Genomic DNA, 23,164 nt, shown 5'->3' with positions numbered 1-23,164 from the left:
GCAACAAGTTTAACACCGTTCCGGTTGCAACGCAGTCGGTCACTTCGGTGTGAAAAGCATTCTGCATATTCGTTTCCAAGTGCGTTGAATTTCAAAAAATCAACGATAATACATAATATGCCTCAGTAGCTTAGCTGGATAAAGCGCCTCCCTCCTAAGGAGGAGACCGCAGGTTCGAATCCTGTCTGGGGTATCCCTTTATGAAAATGCGAAGGTCATTTTTCCATGTGAAAGACGATCTTCGCATTTTTCATTTTGAACCTATCACCAAAATTAGCCAGCTAATGCCATTAGCAGAATTTTCGGTTCCAGCTAATAAAATCAGGTTCCCAGCTAATGAAGCCCCATAAAGCACCTTTTGAACTCTGTTTTCCGGCTCTCTGCTAAAATTGGTAGCCGCTTTCCTGTAAATCCATGTAAATACAAGATAATTTGTGTAAATCTATTTTCCACATTCCTGCCCGAAACCGTGCAAAACACTTTTCTCCATACATAGCGCGTTCACTCGCTGTTCTTCCCGAACAGAAAGAGGAACGCGCTTTTTTATTTTCGGGCTGAACTTCCCGAATCCGTCAAAGGAGGGTTTACCGATGAAAAAAGTTCTGACCGTCACGATGGACGGTATCCGCTACCCGGACTACCGCAAGGCACGGAACGAGATGCAAGAACTGGTCCGGGCACAGAAAAACGTAGAACGATTTTTTGCGGAGGAAAAAGAAAACACCGAGAAAACCCAGACCCGATAAACGAACACCGCCGAGGAATCTTCCCATTTGGGAGGCTTCCTCGACGGTGTTTTTTAGTTTATATAGCAGCGGTCCTGTTTTACGAGCCAATCTTCACACAGCCGCTGGGCTTCGTCCCTTGTACAGCAGGTGCAGTTGAAAAGTTTGCCACGGATGGAGCAGTAAGTGTACGGTCCACCGGAAGCGAGGTCGTACTGCCGCAGAAGCGTAGATCAATATTCTGCCCTATAGCATCCCGATGTGGGTGTATTCGGCCAGCTTTTTCTGCAGGATGGGGTCGTCCGGTGCGAGGAAACGCCGTGTCATTCCGTCTACGACCCGATCAGGGGAAAGGCTGGCGCGGTATTCAGCCGGTGTGCGCTGCAGCGTGGCGCGGAACCGGGCGTTGAAGGTTTTGAGGTCGGCAAAGCCGTTCCGCAGGGCAATATCGGTCAGGTTGTCGTTGGTGATGGCAAGATCATTCAGGGCGTGCTGGAACCGTACCCGGGTCAGGTATTCGTGAAAGTTGATGCCGACGATCTGCTTGAACAGAGTGGAAACGTAGGTGCGGTTGTACTGGGCATAGTCAGCCAGATCTTCCAGCGTCAGCTTGGAGGTATAGTGTTCCTCCACATACTCCAGCAGCCGCCGGGCGATGGCGCGCCGCTCAAGATCCTCCGGCAGGGTGTTGAAGTTTTTTGGCTCGAACTGGGTGCAGAGATGGATGGTGAGCAGCTCGAGGGTGGCTTTGGCCGCAAGCTGGGCGTATGGCCCGCCCTGCTGTAAAATGCGGAACAGCTGGCTGGCGTAGAACCGGATGACCCGGTAGCGCGGCTCAGACCGGTCGGCATCGGTGGAACGGCAGGACGGGAACTGATACACAATCCCCTTTTTGACCAGCGGCTTGAATGCAGCGGCCGAAAAATGCAGAACAAGGGCGCAGGTATCTGCTGCCTGCGTCATGGAGGCATGGCCATTGCCGGGGGCAGTCAGGATCACGTCATCCTCATGCAGCAGGCTGTTTTCGGAGCCGCGGCAGTAGGACTGCACGCCGTGGAGCAGGATGCTCAGTTCGTAGTCGTCTGCGTGCCAGTGGTAGCGGTAATTCATGATGTTGTGCGCAAAACAGCGGATGTGGATGTTCTCGCGCGGAAGGTCGAGTTCGTAGTTCGCGGAATCCATTTTTACACCTCAAATCCAAATATTTTCCCTATGGCAAAAATTCAGAAAAGCTTTTGCCTGAAACCCATTGACCTTAGCATAATCCAAAAAACTTGTCGTGTCAAATCGAATTTATGGATGAATGAGGGGGATTTGAAAGAACTGTTTAGTAAAGTGCACAAGTGAGGGAACCGATATTTGACAAAATTTACAGGGAAAATGTTTGGATGCTTTTGAAGGCTTGATTGCGATTCTTCTGTCAAAGATGGTGACGGCCCAATCGGAACTCGAAGAAAATCCACAAATATTTGCAGCGACAAAATAAGAACTTTCTGTTAAGATAGAGCCACAACGAGCCCCTGCCCGGGCAGCAACGGACTTCAGTGTTGAGAAAAACGTGAAACAATAACGGAAAGGGAAAACATTTATGAACACTCAAATGATCATCTGTATGGTGATCTTTGCGGCAACGCTGGTCAGCTATATGCTGAACAAGATCCCCATGTGGCTTACCGCAATGATCTCTCTTGCTGCGCTGTACTTTACCGGCTGCATCGACGCAAACGGTGCGCTGGCTGGCTTCTCGAACGTGAACACTCTGCTGATGGCGACCATGTTCGTTGTGGCAGCCGGTTTCCGCCGCACTTCTGTGGTCGACAGTCTGTGCAACGGCATCATGAAACTGACCCGCGGCAGCTTCAAGACTGCTTACTTCGGCTACATCCTCATCGCCGTTCTGCTGGCAAACTTCATCGCCAGCCCGATGATCGTTTACGCCATCGTCAGCCCGCTGCTGGCTGCGCTCTGCGATAAGACCGGACACAGCCGTTCGCAGTATATGTTCCCGGTCATGGTCGTCTGCGTGGCCTGCTGCGGCATCCTCCCTCTGGCAACGGCCATCCAGATGGCAGGCCAGTACACGGGCTTCCTCGAGACCTACGGCTTCGCTGGTATGAGCATCCGCCCCATCGACTGTGCCATCGGCACCTGGCCGGTCCTCATTGTCGTTCCTCTCTGGGCACTGTTCCTTGGCCCGAAATTCACCCCGAAGCAGCCGATCATTCCCATCGAAGCTCTGAAAGAGAAAAAGTCCGGCAAGCAGGCCGAAAAGCTCAGCCCGTTGGTCGATAAAATTGGTATCGTCATCTTCTTTGTGACCATCCTCTGCCTCATCTTCTCCTCTCAGCTCCACCTCACCACTTGGTCGGTCGCGTTGGTCGGCAGCCTGCTGATGGTTCTGTTCGGTGTAGTCGATTCCAAGTCTGCCCTGCGCGACATCCCTTGGGATATGCTGATGCTCTTCGTCGGTTCGCTGGCTCTGGGTACGGCTCTGACCAACACCGGCGCAGGCGATCTCATCGGCAGCGCACTGGCCAATGTTGTCGGAGGCACCCACAATAACTACGTCCTCGGCGCACTCTTCTTCATTGTGCCCTTCCTGCTGACCCAGTTCATGCTGAACCGCTCCGTCTCGGCTGTCTTTATTCCCATCTGCCTGCTGACCTGCTCCGCTCTGGGTGCAAACCCCACCGGCCTTGTTCTGCTGGTGAATGCGGCTTCTCTGACCGCCTTCCTCACCCCGATGGCAACGCCTGCCGTTCCCATGTGCATGGCTGACGGCGGCTACGACCTCAAGAGCCTGTTCAAGAGCGGCGCGCTCATCACTCTGATCCTGCCGTTCATCTACATCTTCTACACCATGACCGTTTTCCCGGCATTCTGATCGGGAGAGGGAGCTGTTACCATGACTCTGGAAGAAAAAATCGCAATGGCAAACCAAGTCCGCAGCCGGGATCGCTTCGGCTCGGTCAGCCCCGAAGAGCAGGCTGCCCTGCCCGGCACAGAGACCGAACTCTGGATCAAGACGGCAAACGGCTGTAAGATCCATGTCTTTGAGGAACGCCCGGACACCCTGCCCCCAAAAGCGGCACTACTGCTGAATTTCCATGGCGGCGGTTTCATCAAAGGCCGCACCGACCGTGACCGCCGCTACTGCTGTACCCTGATGGAGCGGCTGAACTGCCTCGTCTGGGATGTGGATTACTGCCTTGCACCGGAAAAGGCATTCCCGGCGGCTGTCCACGAGAGCTACGGCATTGCGGAGTATGCTTTCGACCATGCCGAGGAGCTGGGCGTTGACCCGGAAAAGATCATACTGGCAGGTCACAGCGCAGGCGGAAACCTTGTGGCGGCGGCCTGCATCCAGAATGCAGAGACGCACAAGCTGCATCCCTGCTGTGTGCTGATGGAATATTTCCCGGTGGATAACACGGTCAATCCCATTGACCGCCTGTCCCCGGAACTGAAACAGGATCCCTTCTGGGTCAAGCGTTCGGCCACGGAAAAGCTGTACACCGATTTTTATGTGGGCGATGCAGACCCGGCCCAGCCACTCTGTTCGCCCATCAAGGCGGACGAAGCCGCGCTCAGCACCTTCCCAGACTGTCTGATCCTCTCGGCGGGAGAGGACAGCCTGCGGGACGATACCGAGGCGTTTGCACTCCGGCTCATCAAGGCAGGTGTCTGTGTGACTGCCCAGCGTATCCCCGAAGCCATGCACGGCTTTACCACCAACCGGACGCCCGGCTGGGAGCGTGCGCTGGATGCCCATTGCAAATTCTTTCGGGAGCATCTACAATAAAGTAACGTGACAGGAGAAAAAGCACTATGAAAATTACAGACGTAAAGCTGCGCTTTGCGAAGCACTATCTCTTCGTACAGGTCTACACCGATGCCGGTATCGTGGGTCTGGGCGAGGCCGGAAACTGGGGCTATCTGCAGGCGACGGCAGCTGCCATCGAAAAATTTGCGGATTACCTCATCGGCAAAGACCCCTTCCGCATCGAGGATTTCAACCAGAATTTCCTGCGGTCGGTTTATTTCCGCGGCTCGGTCATCATGAGCGCGATCTCGGCCATCGACATCGCACTGTGGGACATCAAGGGCAAGGCTCTTGGCGTTCCGGTCTACGAGCTGCTGGGCGGCAAGACCCGCGATAAGGTGCGGGTCTACGCTTCGGTCATGCACCTGACCGAGGACAACCAGAAGCTGGCGGAACAGTACCAGCAGCTGCAGGAGATGGGCTTTACGGCCGCGAAGATCTTCTGCAACGGACCCACCAGTTCCACGGACGGCAAGGGTGAATTCTACTCCAGCCGGATTGAGCGGGAAGTGGAGAAGGTGCGCGTCTGCCGTGAGGCTGTCGGTCCGGATTTTGATTTCGTGCTGGAAGTCCACCGCGGCATGACCCTGCCCGAGGCTGTTGCCTTTGGCCGTGCCGTCGAGCCATACCGCCCGATGATCCTTGAGGATCCCGTGCCGCCTGACAACGTGGATACCATGGCCGAAGTCGCCAGCAAGGTGGGCGTGCCCATCGCCACCGGCGAGCGCGCCATCGACCTGCGGGAGTTCGAGGTGCTGATGGCACGCCATGCCTGCCAGTATGTCCGCCCGGACGTCTGCGCTGTAGGCGGCATTACCACCAGCAAGAAGATCTGCGCATTGGCCGAAGCACACGATGTGCTGGTCATCCCGCACAACCCGCTGGGCCCCGTGTCCACGGCGGCCTGCCTGCAGATCTGCGCCTCCATCCCCAATCTTGGCATTCAGGAGCTGCCCGGCTTCTGCCTGAACGGGGCTGAGGACAAGATGGTGAAAGAGCCGCTCCGGTTCGAGAACGGCTGTATGCTTATCCCGGAGGCTCCCGGCATCGGCATCGAGCTGGCCGACGACGCAGAAGAGCTGTATCCTGCCAACGAGCGTGGCAGCAACGCCGCACGCCGTGCCTTTGACGGTGCAGTGAAGGACTGGTAAAAACAAAGAACTGTGAGGAAGAAGTATGCCAATTGGAGTTTTGACGAACTGTGCCGCTGTGCTGTTCGGCGGTCTGCTGGGAACGGGTCTGGGAAAGATCTTACCGCAGAACCTGAAAGATAATCTGCCGACCCTGTTCGGTTACTGCTCCATTGCGATTGGCATCAATTCTATCATCAAGGCGTCCGGCATGACGGCAGTCGTGCTGGCGATTCTGGTGGGCTTTACCATCGGACACAGTTTGCATCTGGAACACTGGACGAGCAAATTTTTCCATAAGCTCGTCAAAGCCCTGCACCTTGGCGACGAGCATATCGACATGGAGTTTTACATCACGGCAGTGGCACTGTTCTGTTGCAGCGGTTTCGGCTGGTACAGCACACTGACCGAGGGCATCACCGGCGACCCGTCACTACTGATGTCGAAAGCGGTGCTGGACTTCTTCACCGCAATGATCTTCGCTTCGACGCTGGGTGCGGCCATCTGTGCGATCCCCATTCCGCAGGTCATCATCCTGTTCATCGTCTTTGGTGCCGGTAAGCTGCTGGCCGGTGTGCTGACCCCGGCCATGTTCGCAGATCTCTCGGCCTGCGGCGGTATCCTGACGATGGCGGCTGGCTTCCGGGTGTCCAAGATCAAATCGGTCCCATTGGTGGATCTGATGCCTGCCCTCATCCTTGTGATGCCGTTCAGCCTTCTCTGGACGACCCTGATGGGATAAATCACGAAATCTACCGAAAAGCACGGTCTTTGGGAACGGAGATCGTGCTTTTCGACTTTTTTGTTGCATAATTCCCAAAATGCCGCTTGCTTTTGGGGCGGAATTTGCTCTACTTGGGATAGAATGTCATACGATTTCGATTGGAGTGAGTCCTTATGCGTATTTAGGAGGAATCGAAGAAGTCTTTTAAATGCTGATACGGGCGCTTCTCTGTTTTACACATCTTTTGCCGAAGCCGAAGCTGAATACTTCCAGCCCTGCAATGCTTTGGCACACCTGAATCCATCGGCTAACAGCAATAAGTTTGAATTAGTTCCTTAAGAGAGATGTTCTTCGTTCTCCTCCGCGCAGATCGTTATGCCGGCATTGAGAGTGTCGGAAAATTCCATTCACAGCATATCGGACTGCCCGGTGGCAGTCCGATATGCTGTGATGTGCTGATAGTTCCTTGCATGAGAACTGCCGACCGTTTGCGTCCTATTTTTCAAACAGGTACAGCAGGTATCCGTAGCCCTCGGTCTCCATTTTTTCATAGGGGACGAAGCGCAGGGCCGCGCTGTTGATGCAGTAGCGCACGCCGTTGGGCGACTCCGGATCGCCGGTGAACACATGACCGAGATGGGAGTCTCCGGCGCGGCTTCTGACCTCCGTGCGGCGCATTCCGTGGCTCAAATCCTCTTTTTCCACCACAGCGGGGCCCTCGATAGGCTTTGTAAAGGCGGGCCAGCCGCAGCCGCTCTCGTACTTATCCGTGGAGGAAAAGAGCGGCTCGGCGGTGACGACATCCACATAGATGCCCTTTTCAAACTTGTCCCAGAACTCGCCTGTGAAGGCGCGCTCCGTGCCGCTCTCCTGCGTGACGCGGTACTGCTCCGCCGTCAGCTTGTCCCGGATGGACTCCGCCGCTGGCTTCTGATAGTCACCCGGGTCGATGCGCAGCCGGGAAAAGAGCTCCATCTCCGCGCGCGGGATATGGCAGTAGCCGTTCGGATTCTTTTCGAGGTAGTTCTGGTGGTATTCCTCGGCGGGATAGAAGTTTTTGAGCGGGCCAATCTCCACGAAGAATTTTTCGCTGCGGCCGCGCTCGATCTCCGCGATGCGCTTCACCGTCTCTCTGGCACTTTCGTTGGTGAAGTAAACGCCGGTCTGGTACTGGCTGCCGCGGTCGTTGCCCTGCCGGTTTTGCACCGTGGGGTCGATGACATAGAAGTAGGCCAGCAGCGGCGCACAGCAGGCGCTTTTTTAAATCTCGGGTCAGCCCACATCGGCGGCGAGCGCCTGCTCGATGAGCTTTTGCAGCGTCTCCGCCTGCTTCTTTTCTGTGATGGCTCCTACGATGGGTTCACCCACGATATTGCCGCTGCGGTCGACCACATAGGTGGTGGGATAAGCAAAGATGTTGGTAGTAAACTTTCCCGCCTCACCATCTGAGTCAAAATACACATTCTGATAGGTGGCACCCTTCTTGGCCAGCACGTCCTTCGCCTCGGAAATCGCTGCCTCGTCGCCGTCCAGCGTGAAGGTGTTGACGCCGATGAGGGAGCCGCCCTTCTCCGCGAGTTCCTTATTCAGTGCGTCCAGCTCGGCAAGCTCTCCCACGCAGGGATTGCAGGTGGTGAACCAGAAATTCACTACGGTGACGGTGTTGCCGGAGAACAGCTCGTCGCTCTTCACCGTGTTGCCATCCAGGTCTTTACCCTCAAAGGCGGGGAACTTCTGCATACTGCCGTCGTCGGGAGGGGTGCTCGTGTCGCTGCCCGCTGGCATACTCATATCGCCGTCCATGGATTTCTGCACGATCTCGGGATACTTCTCTTCCAACTCGGTCAGCCTGTTTTCAATATTGCTGATCTCCGTGGCCGACTCCTTCAGCCACGCATACTCCTTGTCGGTGAATTGCTCTTTAGCGGCCTCGACGGTATCCAGCAGGAAATCGCCGTAGTTTTTGCCGTCCTCCTGCATGGTCATGCCCTTATCGGCCGCCATGAACACCTTCTCCCAGAGTTCGGCATTTTCCGACAGGAGCGCGTTTTCCCGCTCCAGCAGCTCCTTGTGCAAAGCGAGCGCCTCCTCGGCGGTTTTCGGCTCGCCGGTCATGGCGGAGCTGTCTCCGCTCATATCCGCCTGCTTGTCGTTGTCCTTTGCGCCGCAGGCTGCAAGGGAGAGCAGCATCATCGCGCACAGCATCAGAGCCAGTATCTTCTTTACGTTCATATTCGTTTCTCCTTAAGCTTTGTTGTTGTTTTCTCGCAGTGTCGCTGCGTTTTCTTTCTCTTTTCCATCGCCGAAGCCGTAGCGGAAGCACACGGCGTTCGTCGGACAGGCACGGATACACATCCCGCAGCGGATGCACTCGGTATGGTTGGGCGTTTTCGTCACATCCACGTCCATCTTGCAGGCTCTGGCGCATTTCCCACAGGAGACGCACTTACTCTTGTCCACCTTCATCTGGAAAAGGGACACCCGGTTGAACAGGGCGTAGAACGCGCCCAGCGGGCATAGCCACTTGCAGAAGGGACGGTAGAACAGTACGCTCAGCACGATCACCGACAGCAGGATGCTGAACTTCCATGTAAACAGCTTGCCCAGCGCCGCCCGGATGCCGGAATTGGCGAGGGACAGCGGGATGGCTCCCTCCAGCACGCCCTGGGGGCAGAGGTATTTGCAGAAGAACGGGTCGCCCATGCCAACATCGTTCACCAGGAACGCCGGCAGCAGGAGAACCATCACCAGCAGTACAGCGTACTTGAGATAGGTCAGTGGTCTGAGCTTCTTTGTGGAGAGCTTCTTTGTCGGGATCTTATGCAGCAGCTCCTGAAACCAGCCGAAGGGACAGAGGAAGCCGCAGATAAAGCGCCCCAGCAGCACGCCCAGCAAAATGAGAAAGCCTGTGATATAATAGGAGAAGCTGAACTTGGAAGACCCCACCACCGCCTGAAATGCCCCGATAGGACAGGCTCCGGAGGCCGCTGGACAGGAGTAGCAGTTCAGCCCCGGCACGCAAACGGTTTTTCCTGTGCCTTGGTACAGTCCCCCTTTGAAGAAGTTCGGCAGGTGCAGGTTGGTCAGCAGCGTCGCACCCGCCTGAATCCAGCCCCGGAAGCGGGACATGGTCTGCGAAACGCCTGAAAACTTTTTACCCAATACCCACACACTCCAGACATAATTTGATTGCTTTGCTCAGCACTGTCGCCGCCTCGCCCCGCCAGACGCCGAAGCACAGCATGGCGACTCCGGCCATCAGCAGCGCGATCTGCGCCGCAGCCTTTTTCCCGCAGCTCATTTTTCATCATCCTTTCCGATTTTCTGCCCCCATCATAGCGCGGGAGAGTTAAAGTCTCTGTTAAGAACGAAAACTTAACGCAAACCTTATCTATTTTTGCTATAATGAAAGCAACATAAAAACGGAGAAATAAAAAGGAGGACTCCCATGCACCTTTTAGTAATTGAAGACGAACGCGCTCTGTGTGAAACAATCGTCCGCAGCCTGCGGCGGCTGGCCTACAGCGTGGACTACTGCTACGACGGGGAGAAGGCTCTGGAGTTGCTGGGCGTGGAGTGCTACGATCTGGTACTTCTTGATCTGAATCTGCCGAAAAAGGACGGCATGACGGTGCTGCGCACCCTGCGGCAGACCGACCGGGAGACGCGGGTGCTGATCCTCTCCGCCCGCAGTGAGGTGGAGGACAAGGTGCAGGGGCTGGACGCCGGGGCAAACGACTATCTTGCAAAGCCCTTTCATCTTGCCGAGCTGGAGGCCCGCATCCGCAGCCTGACATTGAGGCAGTTCACCCAGCAGGATGTGCTGCTAAGCTGCGGACGCTTAAGCTTCGACACCCGCTCCCGCACCGCCGCCGTCAATGGGCAGACGCTGACGTTGACCCGAAAGGAAACGGGGATACTCGAATACCTGATGGTGCATCAGGGGCGGCCCGTGAGTCAGGAGGAGCTGATGGATCACGTTTGGGACAACAGCGTGGACGGCTTCAGCAATTCCATTCGCGTCCACATCTCCGCCCTGCGCAAAAAGCTCCGCGCTGTGCTGGGCTATGACCCCATCCGCAACCGCATCGGCGAGGGCTATCTGATGGGAGGCGAGGAATCATGAAGCGTCTTTCCCTGCAGTGGCGCATCACGCTGATGTCCGTCCTGCTCATCGGCATCACCTGCGTGGCCATGAATCTGCTGCTGTGCTCCTCCGGTGTGTACTATATGGACACCATTGCAGACAGCTTACAGGGCGGCGGCACGGTGATCCTGAATGATAGCGAAGCGGCGAGCTTTGACCCGCAGCTCATAGCGCCCAACGAGGAGTTGACCATCGTCGTCGATGGGGTGCAGGGGCGCTTCCGCACCACCAACTGGTACATCACGGCGGCGGTAACTCTGCTCAGCGGTTTCCTCGCCTATTTTGTCAGTGGACGCGCTCTCAAGCCCCTGCGCAGCTTTGCCTCGCAGGTGGAGCAGGTGCAGCTGAACAATCTTGCCGATATGAGGATCGATGAAGACTCCATTTCGGAGTTCCGGCAGCTGAGCCGCTCGTTCAACCAGATGCTGGATCGGCTGAACAACGCCTTTGCCGCCCAGCGGCAGTTCACCGGCAACGCCGCCCACGAGCTGCGCACGCCGCTGGCGCTGATGCAGGCGCAGCTGGAGCTGTTTTCCGCGGAGCATCCCGATGTGCGGCCGGAGACGGCGGAATTCCTCACGCTTTTGCGCGAGCAGACGGAGCGGCTGACGCAGATGACCAAGACGCTGCTGGAGATGAGCAATTTGCAGCAGGTGGCGCGGAACGAGCAGCTCCAGCTCGCCCCCATGGTCGAGGAGATCTTTACGGATCTTGCGTCGCTGGCGGAGAAGCGAAGCATCACGCTGGAAGCGGAGGGCGACGCCGCCCTGACCGGCAGCGACGCGCTGATCTACCGCATGCTCTTCAACCTGACGGAGAACGCTGTCAAATACAACCGCCTCGGCGGCTCGGTGCGGGTCGAGCTTGCACAGGGGCAGGAAAAGTGCATCATTCGCGTTTCCGACACTGGCTGCGGCATTCCGGAGGAGTATCAGCGGAGCATTTTCCATCCCTTCTTCCGGGTAGACAAATCCCGCAGCCGCGAGTACGGCGGCGCGGGACTGGGACTTTCTCTGGTGTGGGAGATCGCCGATCTCCACGGCGGCTCCGTTTGGGTGGAGGAAAGCTCGGACAAGGGCACGACCATCGCGGTGGAGCTGCCGGAAAAGACGGCGCAGGCGATGGCAAGCCGTTGCTTTTGTCCGCCGGACAGGGTGGACGGGTGCGCATCCCTGTACTCGTAAAGGCCAAATTCTTTCAGCAGATGTATTGCACGGTCTTTGCTTTCTTCCGTCAATTCGGTATTCAGCAGCAGCTCCTCCGCCACACTCGCCGTAAAAAACTGCGTTGACGTGTCATTGCCGCAGTAATAGATATTCCTGCGCCGGACTGCCGCTCTTGCTTTTTTCCATTTTGAACAATGCGATGGGGCTAATTTCCCCTCCAAAATGGCCTTCTGTAAACCCATTTTCCCACCCATTAGGCTCAAAAATAGGCCGTAAACCCATGGTAAAACCATCAAAATGGGCTAATTTGAAGTCAAATTTCCTCAAATTTCACCATCGGAATCAGGTGATTCTAGGCATAGAAAAAGCCCGGAAATGGCGTATTTCTGGGCTTTTTTAGCATTTTTAAGCTGTAGATTATCGCTTGCTGAACTGAGGTGCGCGACGAGCGGCTTTGAGGCTGTACTCACCTGACCTTGATCCGAAAAGTCCAGTATTCATGCAGGTTTTCGGGCTTCCCTCTCTCAGTAAACCCATAGGTAAACCCACGAAATCGCGAAATTTTTGGTGTAGTTCAACGCAGCCCGAATGCTGCATTCACAACGCTGCTCAATTCCTCAGGTTTATTATGTGTTCTCCTCCTATCTATCTTCATACACAAAATCCAAGAACAGCGTGTCATGCAAAAGAGCCGCAGTCAGCACAAATAATTTTTGTGTAGCAAGCAATGACGGAGAGGGTGAGGATGCTAACAATCAAGCTATTTTCTAATTATATCCCAAAACCGGAAATGCCGCTCTGGGCTGAAAAGCTCGGAGCGGCATTTCTGGTTTCCGGCTTGCATTTCGGGCAGTGTTTTACTACAATAAAGGCACGAATGATTGGGAAAAGGAGCGGTTTTATGTCCAGCAGAGCCTTGCAGATCGTGACCCAGTTGAGCAATGCCCCCGAACAGACGATGACTTCGCAGGAACTGGCGGAGCGGATCGGTGTCAGTGCGCACACCATCAAGAATGAGATGCCGCAGGTGGCGCAGATCCTGAATGAGAATGGTGCCCGGCTGGTTTCCCGGCGGCATAAGGGTTACTATGTGGAAGTTCTGGACCCGGAAGCGTACGATACTTTTTCGGCTGTGACCAGCATCCGGCAGATGCCGGGCAGTATGCTGAACGCCGACCGGGAAAGCCGGGTGCGGTATCTGTCCCGGCGCATCATCTCCACGGAAACCGGCATTAAGAAGGAACAGCTGGCCGATCAGCTTTTTCTCTCGGCTTCGGCATTGCGGGAGCCGCTGAGCATGGCGACCCGCCTGTGTGAGAGCTTTGGCCTGCGGATCGTCTCACGCCCCGGCACCGGAATGCGGGTGGAAGGAGAAGAGTACAAGCGCAGGCTGGCACTGACCGAAGTCTCCGGCGTGCATTTCCACAAGGAAACGCTGGATTGCAGTGACCCGGACAGTGCATCCTGGCTCAGCTGCGGATACGAAGAGCGGCAGGATATCCGGCATACATTTCTGAAGATCCTGCGGGAAAGCCCGATCTCCCTGCGGGACAGTGCGACCCAGCGTGTGGCGGTCTACCTGATCATTGCACGGAACCGGGTGCAGAACGGCCATGAGATCCGGCTGCCGGACCCATGGCTGGAAAGCATCTCCGGAACGATGTTCTATCCGCTGGCACAGTCCATTTACCACACACTGGAGGAACAATACGGGGGCTATGCCATGCCCCGGGATGAGGTGGCGTTTCTGGGCATTCTGCTGTTCAGTATGCTGGATGTGAACCTGAAGCGGGACCCGTTCAGCCTGCATCCCGGCTTTGCAGGGCAGGCGGGACGCTTGCGAGACCGGGTGCTGGTCTACCTGAAGCAGGAGACTGGACTGGATTTTGCGCCCTTGCCAATGGCAAGGGATCTGCTGCAGCAGATCCTATTCAATCTGATCGCACAACATTTCTATGGAACGGACGGCACAATGCAGTATGACTATGTTTATGAACTGCAATTTCTGGATTGCCCGCTCTGTGCGGAACTGAGCCGCCGGGTGATTGAATTTATCCAGACGGTTTATCCGTTCCGGGCAAACCGGTTTCTGCTGGCAATGCTGAGCTGCTATTTCTTCAGCCTGCTGCACGAGATCCGGTATCCCATCCGGCCGCTCCGTCTGTGCTCCACCCATTTTCTGGGAACCGAGTATGCCCGGATCCAGACAGAGGGCCTGAAAGAGCGTTACCCCGAACTGGTCGAAGAGATTACGCCGATGAACCTGTACGAGCTGCGCCGCATCGACCCGGCAGAATGCGACGGAGTGCTGCTGGGAAACGGCGCAGAACAGGAAGAGGGAATAAAGCCCGGCTACCGGTATGATTACCCGGTGGAACTGTTGCTGCTGATCCGGAACGAACGGGACTTTGACCGTGTTTACAACACCCTGCTGGTGGAAGCATACCAGTATCGGCAGCAGCTTCCGCCGCCGGAGAATTATCGTGTAATCCGAAACTTCCAGTATTACACGCCGGAGCAGTTCTTCCAGTATCTGGCGGGGGTACATGGCAGGGACGAAGCCGAACGGCAGACACTTCTGAACCGGTGGATCACACGGGAAAAATGCTGGACGTACCAGTGCGGCGAGGTCGTGGTCGTCTTTCAGGAGGAACAGGGCGCAGAAGGGGAAGAGATCCGACTGGAATTCTACCCGCTGGAAAAACGAGCACTCTGGGGAGAACGGAAGATCCGGGCACTGCTGTATGTCGGCGGCGGACTTCACGACTGGCAGAAGATGAAAGCGCTGAATACACTGCTGTACTCTTTTGTGCGGTACCCGGAAGAACTGGAAGCCTTTGCGGAAGACCCGCCCCGGATGGCGGCGGAATGGCTTCGGCGCTCGTTGCAGACTATGTAAAATCACCAAATCATGGCGCACAGTTTTGAGCAGGGTGTTCAACTGTGCGCCATTTTGAACTTATAAAATGAAATCAAAGCGACTTGAACTTATTCTATAAATCAAAAAGCGTTGAACTCTGTGCAAAATAGAGATAAAATGTGAACATCGAAGGAAAATAATTAGCTTGTAGTCGAAAAGAGGATGCCTGTTATGCTGAAAATCTTTCTCTCGTCCCATGGCTCAATGGCCAGCGGAATGCAAAGCTCGCTGAAGATCCTGATGGGAGAGTGCGAGAATTTGACCGTATTTGATGCCTATCTGGATGAGAGCTGCGTGCAGGATCATCTGGATGCATTCTATGAGACTGTCGGTCCGGAGGACGAAGTGCTGCTGTGCAGCGACCTTTACGGCGGCAGCGTGAATCAGGCCATGTTCACCTATCTGGACCACCCAAACACCCGGCTGGTGAGCGGTGTGAACATGAGCTTCATGATGAATGTTCTGAGCGAGGATACCCTCAGCGACGAACGGCTGGATGAGATCATTGAAGAAAGCCGCGAGTATCTGCGCCGTGTGGAACCGGAAGTTCCTGCGGACACGGCACCGACAGGCAGCGACGACTTCTTCTGATAAAAAGAAAGGATGGAAAACTTATGATCAAATGGGTACGTTTGGATGAGCGCATGATCCATGGCCAGGTCGCCACCAAGTGGAGCCGCACGCTGGGCGTTGACCGCATCGTGGTGGCAGATGATACGGCAGCTGCCAGCGATATCATGCAGAAATCCCTGATGATGGCTGCACCGGCCACCTGCAAGACGGCGATCGTGACGGTGGATAAGGCAGTCTCGCTCTGCAACGATCCCCGTGCAGCCGGTCTGAAGATTCTGCTGATCGTCAGCACGCCGGAAAATCTGCTGCGTGTGGCCAAGGAAGTCAAGGATATCCCGCAGATCAATGTGGGCAATTATGGCCGCGTTGCTCCCAAGCACGGAACGGAAGCCCGCAAGACCTATACCAAGAATCTGTATGCCTACGAGGACGAAGTCGAGGTTCTGCGGCAGGTCATGGCAACCGGGATCCCCTGCAATGTGCAGACCATCCCCGATGATGTTCCGCAGGAACTTTCCAAGGTACTGGGCTGAGCGTGGTGCTCTGCCTGAAAATAAAAAAAAGTACAAGGAGGAAAAATCGCTATGTCAATTACCGCTGCAATCATCTGTGCAGTCGTGTATGCGGTCATCAACTGGCTTGACCCGTACACCCTGTCCTGGCAGTGCCTGAACCGCCCCATCGTGGTGGCACCGCTGGTCGGCCTGCTTCTGGGCGACTTCCAGACCGGCATCATCATGGGTGCTTCGCTGGAAGCAATCTTCATGGGCATCTCCGCTGTGGGCGGCTCGATCCCGTCCGACTGCCTGTCCGGCTCCATCATCGCTGTGGCGTATGCCATTGTGGTGGGCGGCGACGGTGCCATGGAAACCGGTCTGGCTCTGTCCCTGACCATCGGTACCGTGATGACCACCATCAATACCATGCTGATGCCTCTGTGGGCCGGCCTGGCTCCCTACTGGGAGAGACTGGCTTCTGAGTGCAAGCCCAACAAGTTCCGTGCCATTTCCATGGTCGTCAACTTCATCGCCTGCCTGCCCGGTGCGGCAATCATCTTCTTGGGCGTTGCCTTTGGCATCGAGGGTCTGCAGGCTGGTCTGGCTGCCTGCCCCGCATGGGTCATGACAGGTCTGGCCGCTGCCGGTACCATGATGACCGCCGTCGGTTTCGGCATCCTGCTGTCCATGATCTGGTCCACCGATATCGCCGTGTTCTTCTTTGTCGGCTTTATCTGCGCCAAGAGCCTGGGCCTGAGCAGCCTTGGCATCGCTGTGATCGGCGCTGCCATCGCCCTGACCCTGTTCTTCATTGACAAGCGCATCATTGATGCAAAGAACGCTGTGGCCGCTGCCCCCGCTGCGGGTGCTGCTACCCCTGCCAACAGTGAGGAGGATTTCTTCTGATGGAAAAGAAAGTTGTCAGCGCAGAGGAAAATAAGATCCTCAAAAAGATGTTCTGGAACAGCCATCTGGTCTTTGCGAACTTCAACATGACCAAGATGGAAGCCAATGGTTTCACCATGACCATGGCCCCCGCCGTGGAGAGTATTTATGGCGACGATATCGAAGGCAAGAAGGCCGCTTATGCCCGCCATCAGTCCTTCTTCAATACCCACGCAGTCGCATTCAACTTTATCGCAGGTCTGTGCTACGCATTGGAGAAGGATTGCCACGACGGTAAAGTTCCCGGCGAGACCATTGATGCCATCAAGGCCTCTCTGATGGGCCCCACCGCCGGTATGTTCGACTCCATCTTCTTCAACTGCCTGCGTGTCATCGGTGCCGGTATCGCAATCGGTCTGTGCTCGCAGGGCAACATCCTCGGCACCTTCATCTTCATCCTGCTGTACGGTATTTCGCAGTCCCTGCTCAAATGGTTCCTGCTGAAACTGGGCTATACACTGGGCACCAGCTTCATCGACACCGTCTTTAACAGCGGCCTGATGAGCGTTGCGACCCGCTGTGCATCCATCCTCGGCCTGATGATGGTCGGTGCCATGACGGCAACCACCGTGGGCTTCCCCCTGAACTGGACGCTGAACATCGGCGAGACCTCCATCGTGGTCTCCGAGCTGTTTAATGCCATCTATCCGGGCATTCTGAGCTTGGCTCTGGTGCTGTTCATGATGTGGCGAATCAAGAAGGGCAACCGCCCCACACAGCTGATCATCGGTCTGCTGATCTTTGGTCTGCTGGGCGCATTCCTTGGAATCTTCTAAAAAAATCAGATCGCCTGATCCTGCAAGGGGTCCGCAGTCCGGCAGGAGTAAAACGCTTCCTGCCGGACTTTTTTGTAGAAGGAGAACGGATATGACATTGCAAGACCTGATGATGTTGTATGGTGTCACCCTGGGCAAACGGCGCACTGCAAAGCAGAAATATCTTTTTGCCCAGCAGCTCAACGAGAGCCTACCGCCGCTGGGCTGGCCGGTGCGGGTTCAACAGAGGGAAGGACGGTTTTCCAAGATCGAAAACCTGATTGCCGGGGATCTGGCAAATGCAAAGGTCGTCATTGCGGTCCCCTTTGATACGCCGGCAAAGGCGCTGCGGCCCCAGAAATACTATCCGTTCCATCCGGACAAAAATGTTCAGCAGCGGGGGAGAGACCTTGCACTGCAATGCGTGCTGGAACTGCTCTGTTTCGGAGCGGCCTGCCTGATGTTCTGGTCCGGACGGGGAACCGGTGCCATGCTGCCCCGGACGCTGGCGGCACTGCTGCTGGCGGGGGTAGGTGTCTGGCTGCTGCTGCCCCATGCAAGCCCCTGCAACTTCAGCCGCTGTTCCGGTGCGGTCGCCACTGCCGTAAAGCTGGCGGAGGACCTGAGCGGTGAGGAGAACATCGCTTTTGCCTTCTGTGACCATGCAGTGGATAACTATGACGGCTTCCGGCTTCTGGCGCAGGAGATGCCAACTGCGGCAACTGTTCTGCTGCTGGACAATTTGACCAGCGGCCCGGCAGTGGCGCTGGCGCACGGCGAGTACCGGAAAGAGGCGGCGGAACAGCTGTGCAGTTTGCTGCCGGAGGATAAGGTCTATGACCGGAACTACCCGGAGGAACAGCGGCAGCGGAATCTGCTGGCGCTCTTTCCCAGAGGGATGATGCTCAGCTGTGGACGAGTGGAAAAAGGCGAATTTGTTGTGGAGAATACCTGCTGTGCACAGGACCATGTACTGGATCTGCCCCGGATGGAGCGGATGGAACGGGCGTTGGCCGATTTTGCAAAACAGGAAGCAAATAAGAAGGAGAACTGAATTATGAAACTGCATTCCAACCGCATTTATACGCCGAAAGGCCCCAAGGCAGGTGTGCTGACTGTGGAAGGCGGCAAGATCACTGCCTTTGCAGAAAATACGACCGACCCCGAAGCCATTGAATACGGCGACCAGCGGATCATCCCCGGCATTTTTGATACTCATAACCACGGCACCTGCGGTTATGATATCATGAATAAGAATGCCCCCCATGAAAAGCAGATCGCATCCGTGAAAGGTTATCTGAAGGGGCTGACAAGTCAGGGCACCGTGAACATCTTCCCGACGGTGTGCGACCCGGATTCCATCCGTGCGGTGGCAGAGGTGGCAAAAGAGGGTGATCAGGACGGTGCAACCATTCTGGGTATCCACAGCGAAGGCCCCTGGCTGAACCGCACCGGTGAAAAAGGCATCCGTACCGGCTGGCCGGAGGTAAGTATGGAGACGGCACATGCCATGGTGGAAGCCGGCGGCGGGTGGCTGCGTCTTGTGGCACTGGCACCGGAGATCCCCGGGATGGACCCCATCATCGAGTATTTCCTCTCGCAGGGCATCACAGTGGCAGCCGCCCACAGTGACAACAACTATAAGCAGGCCATGGCCGCCTATGCCAAGGGCATCAGTGTGGCGACCCATACCGGCAACGTCATGACCGATATGCATCACCGGGACATCGGCGGTCTGGGAGCAGCCCTGACCAATGAAAACGTTACCTGTGAGGTGATCTGCGACGGCCTGCACATCTGCGATGAGATGCTGGGCATCTACTTCAAGGTCAAGAGCACCGACAAATTCATGATGGTCAGTGACTGTACGGCTCTGTCCGGTGCACCGGTGGGCAAGTATGAGGGCATCTTTGAGGGGATGGCCCTGAATGTGACCCCGGAGGGCTTTGTTCTGACCGATACCGGCCGCCTGTGCGGTTCCAGCCAGCCGGTGCTGTTCGACATCAGAAATCTGGTGAACAATGTTGGCATCCCGCTGGAGACCTGCCTGAAGATGGCCTGCCTCAATCCCTGCATCAAGTATGGTTTTGCCGACCGCAAGGGTACCATTGAAGTGGGCAAGGACGCAGATCTGGTGGTCATCAGCGACGATTATCAGGCACAGGTCACCTACGCCGAGGGCCGGAAGGTCTATGACCGCAGCACCGAGGGCAAGATCTTCAATGCGGATTATCTGAACCGATAAGGACAAAGGAAACAGCTATGAGCAAGAAGTTGATCGTAGTAGCCGATGATTTCGGCTTCAGTGAGGCATACAACTATGGTGTCATCAAAGCCTATAAGGAGGGCGTGGTCTGCACCCTCTCGCTGATGAGCAACATGGCCGCCGTCCCCCATGCGGTGAAACTCTGGCAGAGCGAGTGCCCGGAGGTGCCGCTGGTCCAGCACACCAATTTTGTGCAGTACCGCCCCGTCAGCGCCCCGGAAAAGGTGCCCACGCTGGTAAACGAAGAGGGAATGTTCTACCGCAGCTATCTGTGGAAGAGCGAGAATCCCAATGATGCCAAATGCAAGGGCGAAGTTTACCCCAGCTATGAGGACCTGTATACCGAGACCATGGCCCAGCTGGACCGGCACAAAGAACTTGTGGGACATTATCCCCGGCATTTTGAGGGCCACAGCGCCATGACAAGGCCCATGGAGCAGGCGTTCCGGGATATCGGAAAGAAGCTGGGCATCCATAACATGGGCGATACGCTGGCCGAAGAACTGCCGATGAAACCGGCCTGCGAGCTGTTCAGTTTGGGCAACAGCAACGCAATGGAGATTCTGAACCGGGGCAGCCGCCCGGAGGACTGGCTGGAAGACCGCTTCGGCATCCTGAGCTCTCCCTACGAGTACAATATCCTACATTTCCATCCGGGTTATCTGGATCAGTACCTTCTGGACAATACTTCCCTGACCCTGCCCCGCTGCCGTGATCTGGCGACCCTGTGTGACCCGCAGGTTCGTCGCTGGCTGGATGAGCATGAGGTGGAACTGACCAACTTTGATGCCCTGTACGAATAACTGCGCCATTTCCAAGTGATACTTTATCATCCTCCATAGGAACGCCGCTGCACAGAATTGCGACCTGTGCGGCGGCGTTTTCTTAGTAATGGCCTAACCCTCTCAGCCAAAGTCTTTAACTGAGAGGGTCACCCCCACCCCCCGTCAAATCGCACTAAAAAATAGACTGCATTTGTTACAAATGACAAACTCATGGAAAACCCCTTGATTTTTATATAAGGGGGGTATAATAAAATGCAAAAGAGCACCCCCACAAAACAGAAGAATCGGCAAACCAGCTGGAAGGCTGCGACGCAAAGCTAAAGGGCCCAGACCGGGCAGCCAGCTGCACTTCCCCATAAGTACACCACAGCGTCACACCAGCCTTTCGGGGCAGGTGCGGCTCCTTTTTACATTTGCGGCGGGTGCAGGGAAAAGCGTTTGGGATACTTCATAAGGGAGGAAAAAGTTTATGAAACCAAAACGTGTAGTAAGTTTGCTGGTGGCGGGCTGTATGGCCGTCTCCATGGTGCCTGCTTCGGCGGTCACGGCGTTTGCGGAAACGGTGGGGAATACGTCTGCCTTGGCTGTGCTGGCACAAAATGCAGCAACAAGCGGCCCTTGCGGTGCAGAAGATCAGACGGAAAGTGTTTCTTGGGAAGTGGAACAAAACAATACGGCTGCGGAGAATCCTACATATACACTGAGCATCGAAGGTTCAGGTGCAATGGCGGATTACAATGCAATCACAGATGATGGAACAGTTGAAGATGACGGAACGGCTAAGAATTATACAATCATAACCCCGCGTGAAAACGCGGGGTTATGATTTGTCCATTTTTCGTGGATGCCCCAAGCGGCTAGATATCCGTAGCAACTCCGAGTTTTCGACTTCTCACGCTTTATCGAAAATTTGGAGGTCACACATGAGTTTTGATCCGAATGCTATTGGTAACCGTATTTTTACTTTGCGTACAAATGCGAAGTTATCGCAGGAAAAACTTGCTGAAAAACTTGGTGTTTCCCATCACCACCTGGGCGATCTTGAAAGGGGAAGCTCCAATGGCTCTGTAAAAATCCTGATCGATATTGCAGAATACTTCCATGTCAGTATGGATTATCTTCTTTTGGGTCGAGATCCTTCTAGGAATCAGTTTCAAAATGAACTGCAAGCCGCTATAGATCATCTTGAAAAAATCAAAGGTCTTTTATAATCACTTCAACAAGAAACGCTCCTGCCAGTTTTACACCGGCAAGAGCGTTTCTTGTGTTATTCAAAAATATCGGCAAGGGTAAGCAGCTGTACTTCTCCGCGTTCCTGTGCCTGAAGCAGACCGTCCGTAAATCCGCCTTTCGAGAAAATGTAGTAGTGGTAGTTTGTTCCTTTCCCAAAGACTGCTGCATATTCCCGAATCAGTTCCAGTTCGTCCAAACCGATTTTTTCATTGCGGTATTTGCAGGAGCCAATGATATAGTCATTACCCTCAACCGGCGTTCCGACAATGTCGATCTGGATCTGCTTCTTTTTTTGAGGGTCGGTTCCCCACCACTGCCCGATCTCACTCAACTCGATAGGAAGATCATTCGCATAATAGAGCAAATAGTCTTGACACATCTTCTCAAAAATCAGGCCCATATAGTCTGGAAAATACTGCTTCACCGCATGGGGGTAGGTCTTTGCGATCCGCCCCGAATCAATGGCACTTGCATTGACCGGCACAAAACGGTACCAAAAACGAAAAAAATTGTCCGCCAGAAGATAGATCGTTTTTTTGCCCGGTTTCTCTGTGATCGGCGTTTCTTTTTTGACGATTCCAAGGTCTATCAACGTTTTGAGGTACTTCGCCACCACAGAGTTTTCTTCACCAACTTTTGTGGTGATGTCGTTCAGGCGAGAAGCCCCCTCTGCAATTGCCTTGATGATTGCATTATAAATTGCAGGCTCACGCAGCTCCTGCTTTAACAGGTTGGCCGGTTCCTCATAGAGGTAGCTGGAACGGTCAAACAAGTTTTCCATCAGTGCTTCATCTACGCTGTCCCGAACATCCAATTTGTTGATATAATGCGGAACGCCGCCTGTGATGCCATAAATCAGGGCGTTATCTTCCTCAGACAGATTCGGATGGAATACCGCAGTTTCCCTATAATCCAGCGGCATGATCTTGAATTGCGCTGTTCTGCGCCCATACAGAGGGCTTTCTTTGCCCAAAACCTGACTTTCCATAAAACTCATGGACGAGCCACACAGGATCAGGTACATTTGGGACTCTGTCCATTTATGGTCGATGATGTGCTGAAGCATTGCGGAAATAGCGGGTTTAGCCTTTGCAAGATAAGGATACTCATCAATTACAAATACGATCCGCTGCTCCTTGGAGAGAGCTGTCAGTTCGTCCAATGCTGCATCGTAGGTTGTAAATTCCGGAGATGATTCTGCATTGGGTCGTTCAAAACTCATGATTGCCTTGGACAAGGCTTCCAGATTTTCTTTTCCGGTCGTATTCAAGGCAGAGAAGAAAATGGTCGGTTTATCCTTGCAGAATTCATTGATCAGCGCAGTTTTTCCAACACGGCGTCTGCCGTAAATGACAACGCATTCAAACTTTCCATTCTCATATCGTTTGTTTAACTTCCGAAGTTCCTCATCGCGGCAGTAAAATCGGCTCATTTTGTTCCCTCCCCAAAGTGTATTTATCGAATTTATATACTCG

General features: G+C 54.9%; 23 protein-coding genes, 1 tRNA gene, 1 pseudogene and 1 riboswitch. Of the genes and pseudogenes, 18 read left to right on the top strand and 7 right to left on the bottom strand.

The window, feature by feature from the left end:
• The first annotated feature begins 119 nt into the window (after positions 1 to 119).
• Positions 120 to 193 (top strand) — tRNA-Arg (locus J3352_RS05925).
• Positions 194 to 590: 397 nt separating this feature from the next.
• Positions 591 to 746: a hypothetical protein gene (locus J3352_RS05920; RefSeq protein ID WP_005933062.1), complete on the top strand. Its 156-nt coding sequence runs from the start codon at positions 591 to 593 to the stop codon at positions 744 to 746.
• Between the two features lie 225 nt (positions 747 to 971).
• Here J3352_RS05920 and J3352_RS05915 read toward each other — a convergent pair whose 3' ends face one another.
• Positions 972 to 1,907, bottom strand: a complete 936-nt coding sequence (locus tag J3352_RS05915; RefSeq protein WP_035394147.1) for a helix-turn-helix domain-containing protein — start codon at positions 1,905 to 1,907, stop codon at positions 972 to 974.
• Between the two features lie 406 nt (positions 1,908 to 2,313).
• Between J3352_RS05915 and J3352_RS05910 the strand changes: the two genes are divergently transcribed.
• Genes J3352_RS05910 through J3352_RS05895 form a run of 4 tightly spaced genes read left to right on the top strand, consistent with a single transcriptional unit; the run spans position 2,314 to position 6,420 of the window.
• The gene (locus J3352_RS05910; RefSeq protein ID WP_005933058.1) at positions 2,314 to 3,609 is read left to right on the top strand and encodes an SLC13 family permease; all 1,296 of its coding nucleotides are present in this window, start codon (positions 2,314 to 2,316) and stop codon (positions 3,607 to 3,609) included.
• A 21-nt stretch (positions 3,610 to 3,630) separates the two neighbouring features.
• Complete coding sequence (locus J3352_RS05905) at positions 3,631 to 4,527, top strand: alpha/beta hydrolase (RefSeq protein ID WP_097772544.1); 897 nt, start codon at positions 3,631 to 3,633, stop codon at positions 4,525 to 4,527.
• 26 nt (positions 4,528 to 4,553) lie between these two features.
• Positions 4,554 to 5,699, top strand: a complete 1,146-nt coding sequence (locus J3352_RS05900; RefSeq protein WP_005933056.1) for a mandelate racemase/muconate lactonizing enzyme family protein — start codon at positions 4,554 to 4,556, stop codon at positions 5,697 to 5,699.
• 25 nt (positions 5,700 to 5,724) lie between these two features.
• The gene (locus J3352_RS05895; RefSeq protein WP_005933055.1) at positions 5,725 to 6,420 is read left to right on the top strand and encodes a DUF554 domain-containing protein; all 696 of its coding nucleotides are present in this window, start codon (positions 5,725 to 5,727) and stop codon (positions 6,418 to 6,420) included.
• A 477-nt stretch (positions 6,421 to 6,897) separates the two neighbouring features.
• On the opposite strand, the gene msrB is transcribed toward J3352_RS05895, so the two are convergent.
• From msrB to J3352_RS05875, 4 genes are read right to left on the bottom strand one after another with little or no spacing between them, the layout of a single operon-like run.
• On the bottom strand, positions 6,898 to 7,638 hold the full coding sequence (msrB, locus tag J3352_RS05890) for a peptide-methionine (R)-S-oxide reductase MsrB (protein ID WP_242699900.1): 741 nt from the start codon (positions 7,636 to 7,638) through the stop codon (positions 6,898 to 6,900).
• 36 nt (positions 7,639 to 7,674) lie between these two features.
• Positions 7,675 to 8,634 carry a TlpA disulfide reductase family protein gene (locus tag J3352_RS05885; RefSeq protein ID WP_156065984.1) on the bottom strand — a complete coding sequence of 320 codons (960 nt, stop codon included), beginning with the start codon at positions 8,632 to 8,634 and terminating at the stop codon, positions 7,675 to 7,677.
• A 12-nt stretch (positions 8,635 to 8,646) separates the two neighbouring features.
• Entirely contained in the window at positions 8,647 to 9,531 is an 885-nt protein-coding gene (locus J3352_RS05880) for a 4Fe-4S binding protein (protein ID WP_197036499.1), read from the bottom strand.
• 25 nt (positions 9,532 to 9,556) lie between these two features.
• Positions 9,557 to 9,703, bottom strand: coding sequence for a CD1871A family CXXC motif-containing protein (locus J3352_RS05875; protein ID WP_005933048.1), 147 nt, complete (start codon positions 9,701 to 9,703; stop codon positions 9,557 to 9,559).
• 147 nt (positions 9,704 to 9,850) lie between these two features.
• On the opposite strand from J3352_RS05875, the gene J3352_RS05870 reads away from it, so the two are divergent.
• Entirely contained in the window at positions 9,851 to 10,528 is a 678-nt protein-coding gene (locus tag J3352_RS05870; RefSeq protein ID WP_097772547.1) for a response regulator transcription factor, read from the top strand.
• The gene (locus tag J3352_RS05865; RefSeq protein ID WP_097772548.1) at positions 10,525 to 11,733 is read left to right on the top strand and encodes a cell wall metabolism sensor histidine kinase WalK; all 1,209 of its coding nucleotides are present in this window, start codon (positions 10,525 to 10,527) and stop codon (positions 11,731 to 11,733) included. Before J3352_RS05870 ends, J3352_RS05865 begins: the two co-directional genes overlap by 4 nt.
• Here the strand turns inward: J3352_RS05865 and J3352_RS05860 are convergent.
• A pseudogene (locus J3352_RS05860) lies at positions 11,706 to 11,957 on the bottom strand (hypothetical protein); the annotation flags it as partial. The gene J3352_RS05865 and the pseudogene J3352_RS05860 sit on opposite strands and share 28 nt — an antisense overlap.
• A 659-nt stretch (positions 11,958 to 12,616) precedes the next feature.
• On the opposite strand from J3352_RS05860, the gene J3352_RS05855 reads away from it, so the two are divergent.
• The 10 genes from J3352_RS05855 (at position 12,617) to J3352_RS05810 (ending at position 21,667) form a co-directional block, all read left to right on the top strand.
• Entirely contained in the window at positions 12,617 to 14,614 is a 1,998-nt protein-coding gene (locus tag J3352_RS05855) for an HTH domain-containing protein (protein ID WP_179859126.1), read from the top strand.
• Between the two features lie 192 nt (positions 14,615 to 14,806).
• Positions 14,807 to 15,226 (top strand): PTS sugar transporter subunit IIA, encoded by a 420-nt coding sequence (locus J3352_RS05850; protein WP_242699894.1) that lies wholly within the window; start codon positions 14,807 to 14,809, stop codon positions 15,224 to 15,226.
• Between the two features lie 23 nt (positions 15,227 to 15,249).
• Positions 15,250 to 15,741, top strand: a complete 492-nt coding sequence (locus J3352_RS05845; RefSeq protein ID WP_097772551.1) for a PTS sugar transporter subunit IIB — start codon at positions 15,250 to 15,252, stop codon at positions 15,739 to 15,741.
• A gap of 51 nt (positions 15,742 to 15,792) precedes the next feature.
• Positions 15,793 to 16,611: a PTS sugar transporter subunit IIC gene (locus J3352_RS05840; RefSeq protein WP_097772552.1), complete on the top strand. Its 819-nt coding sequence runs from the start codon at positions 15,793 to 15,795 to the stop codon at positions 16,609 to 16,611.
• Positions 16,611 to 17,426: a PTS system mannose/fructose/sorbose family transporter subunit IID gene (locus J3352_RS05835; protein ID WP_156065990.1), complete on the top strand. Its 816-nt coding sequence runs from the start codon at positions 16,611 to 16,613 to the stop codon at positions 17,424 to 17,426. Before J3352_RS05840 ends, J3352_RS05835 begins: the two co-directional genes overlap by 1 nt.
• Positions 17,427 to 17,517: 91 nt before the next feature.
• Entirely contained in the window at positions 17,518 to 18,459 is a 942-nt protein-coding gene (locus J3352_RS05830) for a hypothetical protein (RefSeq protein WP_005933025.1), read from the top strand.
• A gap of 3 nt (positions 18,460 to 18,462) precedes the next feature.
• On the top strand, positions 18,463 to 19,650 hold the full coding sequence (locus J3352_RS05825; RefSeq protein ID WP_097772554.1) for an N-acetylglucosamine-6-phosphate deacetylase: 1,188 nt from the start codon (positions 18,463 to 18,465) through the stop codon (positions 19,648 to 19,650).
• A 17-nt stretch (positions 19,651 to 19,667) separates the two neighbouring features.
• Complete coding sequence (locus J3352_RS05820) at positions 19,668 to 20,474, top strand: ChbG/HpnK family deacetylase (RefSeq protein ID WP_005933023.1); 807 nt, start codon at positions 19,668 to 19,670, stop codon at positions 20,472 to 20,474.
• 258 nt (positions 20,475 to 20,732) lie between these two features.
• Positions 20,733 to 20,807: riboswitch (cyclic di-GMP riboswitch) on the top strand.
• Between the two features lie 118 nt (positions 20,808 to 20,925).
• Positions 20,926 to 21,282, top strand: a complete 357-nt coding sequence (locus tag J3352_RS05815) for a hypothetical protein (protein ID WP_035394141.1) — start codon at positions 20,926 to 20,928, stop codon at positions 21,280 to 21,282.
• Between the two features lie 97 nt (positions 21,283 to 21,379).
• The gene (locus J3352_RS05810; protein ID WP_005933020.1) at positions 21,380 to 21,667 is read left to right on the top strand and encodes a helix-turn-helix domain-containing protein; all 288 of its coding nucleotides are present in this window, start codon (positions 21,380 to 21,382) and stop codon (positions 21,665 to 21,667) included.
• 56 nt (positions 21,668 to 21,723) lie between these two features.
• Here J3352_RS05810 and J3352_RS05805 read toward each other — a convergent pair whose 3' ends face one another.
• Positions 21,724 to 23,121 (bottom strand): ATP-binding protein, encoded by a 1,398-nt coding sequence (locus J3352_RS05805; RefSeq protein WP_035394138.1) that lies wholly within the window; start codon positions 23,119 to 23,121, stop codon positions 21,724 to 21,726.
• Positions 23,122 to 23,164 lie beyond the last annotated feature (43 nt).

This window comes from Faecalibacterium sp. Marseille-Q4164, assembly GCF_017377545.1.
Classification (GTDB): Bacteria; Bacillota; Clostridia; order Oscillospirales; family Ruminococcaceae; genus Faecalibacterium; species Faecalibacterium duncaniae.
The sequence above is the reverse complement of the archived record's forward strand: the minus strand, read 5'-3'. Positions and strand labels throughout refer to the sequence as shown.

What these genes read in the sequence shown, in the direction of transcription:
- J3352_RS05805 (WP_035394138.1), bottom strand. Translation starts at nt 23,121, where the DNA reads ATGAGCCGATTTTACTGCCGCGATGAGGAACTTCGGAAGTTAAACAAA.
- J3352_RS05895 (WP_005933055.1), top strand. Translation starts at nt 5,725, where the DNA reads ATGCCAATTGGAGTTTTGACGAACTGTGCCGCTGTGCTGTTCGGCGGT.
- J3352_RS05915 (WP_035394147.1), bottom strand. Translation starts at nt 1,907, where the DNA reads ATGGATTCCGCGAACTACGAACTCGACCTTCCGCGCGAGAACATCCAC.
- J3352_RS05845 (WP_097772551.1), top strand. Translation starts at nt 15,250, where the DNA reads ATGATCAAATGGGTACGTTTGGATGAGCGCATGATCCATGGCCAGGTC.
- J3352_RS05900 (WP_005933056.1), top strand. Translation starts at nt 4,554, where the DNA reads ATGAAAATTACAGACGTAAAGCTGCGCTTTGCGAAGCACTATCTCTTC.
- J3352_RS05825 (WP_097772554.1), top strand. Translation starts at nt 18,463, where the DNA reads ATGAAACTGCATTCCAACCGCATTTATACGCCGAAAGGCCCCAAGGCA.
- J3352_RS05870 (WP_097772547.1), top strand. Translation starts at nt 9,851, where the DNA reads ATGCACCTTTTAGTAATTGAAGACGAACGCGCTCTGTGTGAAACAATC.
- J3352_RS05880 (WP_197036499.1), bottom strand. Translation starts at nt 9,531, where the DNA reads ATGTCCCGCTTCCGGGGCTGGATTCAGGCGGGTGCGACGCTGCTGACC.
- J3352_RS05810 (WP_005933020.1), top strand. Translation starts at nt 21,380, where the DNA reads ATGAGTTTTGATCCGAATGCTATTGGTAACCGTATTTTTACTTTGCGT.
- J3352_RS05840 (WP_097772552.1), top strand. Translation starts at nt 15,793, where the DNA reads ATGTCAATTACCGCTGCAATCATCTGTGCAGTCGTGTATGCGGTCATC.
- J3352_RS05820 (WP_005933023.1), top strand. Translation starts at nt 19,668, where the DNA reads ATGAGCAAGAAGTTGATCGTAGTAGCCGATGATTTCGGCTTCAGTGAG.
- J3352_RS05920 (WP_005933062.1), top strand. Translation starts at nt 591, where the DNA reads ATGAAAAAAGTTCTGACCGTCACGATGGACGGTATCCGCTACCCGGAC.
- J3352_RS05865 (WP_097772548.1), top strand. Translation starts at nt 10,525, where the DNA reads ATGAAGCGTCTTTCCCTGCAGTGGCGCATCACGCTGATGTCCGTCCTG.
- J3352_RS05855 (WP_179859126.1), top strand. Translation starts at nt 12,617, where the DNA reads ATGTCCAGCAGAGCCTTGCAGATCGTGACCCAGTTGAGCAATGCCCCC.
- J3352_RS05835 (WP_156065990.1), top strand. Translation starts at nt 16,611, where the DNA reads ATGGAAAAGAAAGTTGTCAGCGCAGAGGAAAATAAGATCCTCAAAAAG.
- J3352_RS05910 (WP_005933058.1), top strand. Translation starts at nt 2,314, where the DNA reads ATGAACACTCAAATGATCATCTGTATGGTGATCTTTGCGGCAACGCTG.
- J3352_RS05815 (WP_035394141.1), top strand. Translation starts at nt 20,926, where the DNA reads ATGAAACCAAAACGTGTAGTAAGTTTGCTGGTGGCGGGCTGTATGGCC.
- J3352_RS05850 (WP_242699894.1), top strand. Translation starts at nt 14,807, where the DNA reads ATGCTGAAAATCTTTCTCTCGTCCCATGGCTCAATGGCCAGCGGAATG.
- J3352_RS05885 (WP_156065984.1), bottom strand. Translation starts at nt 8,634, where the DNA reads ATGAACGTAAAGAAGATACTGGCTCTGATGCTGTGCGCGATGATGCTG.
- J3352_RS05830 (WP_005933025.1), top strand. Translation starts at nt 17,518, where the DNA reads ATGACATTGCAAGACCTGATGATGTTGTATGGTGTCACCCTGGGCAAA.
- J3352_RS05905 (WP_097772544.1), top strand. Translation starts at nt 3,631, where the DNA reads ATGACTCTGGAAGAAAAAATCGCAATGGCAAACCAAGTCCGCAGCCGG.
- J3352_RS05875 (WP_005933048.1), bottom strand. Translation starts at nt 9,703, where the DNA reads ATGAGCTGCGGGAAAAAGGCTGCGGCGCAGATCGCGCTGCTGATGGCC.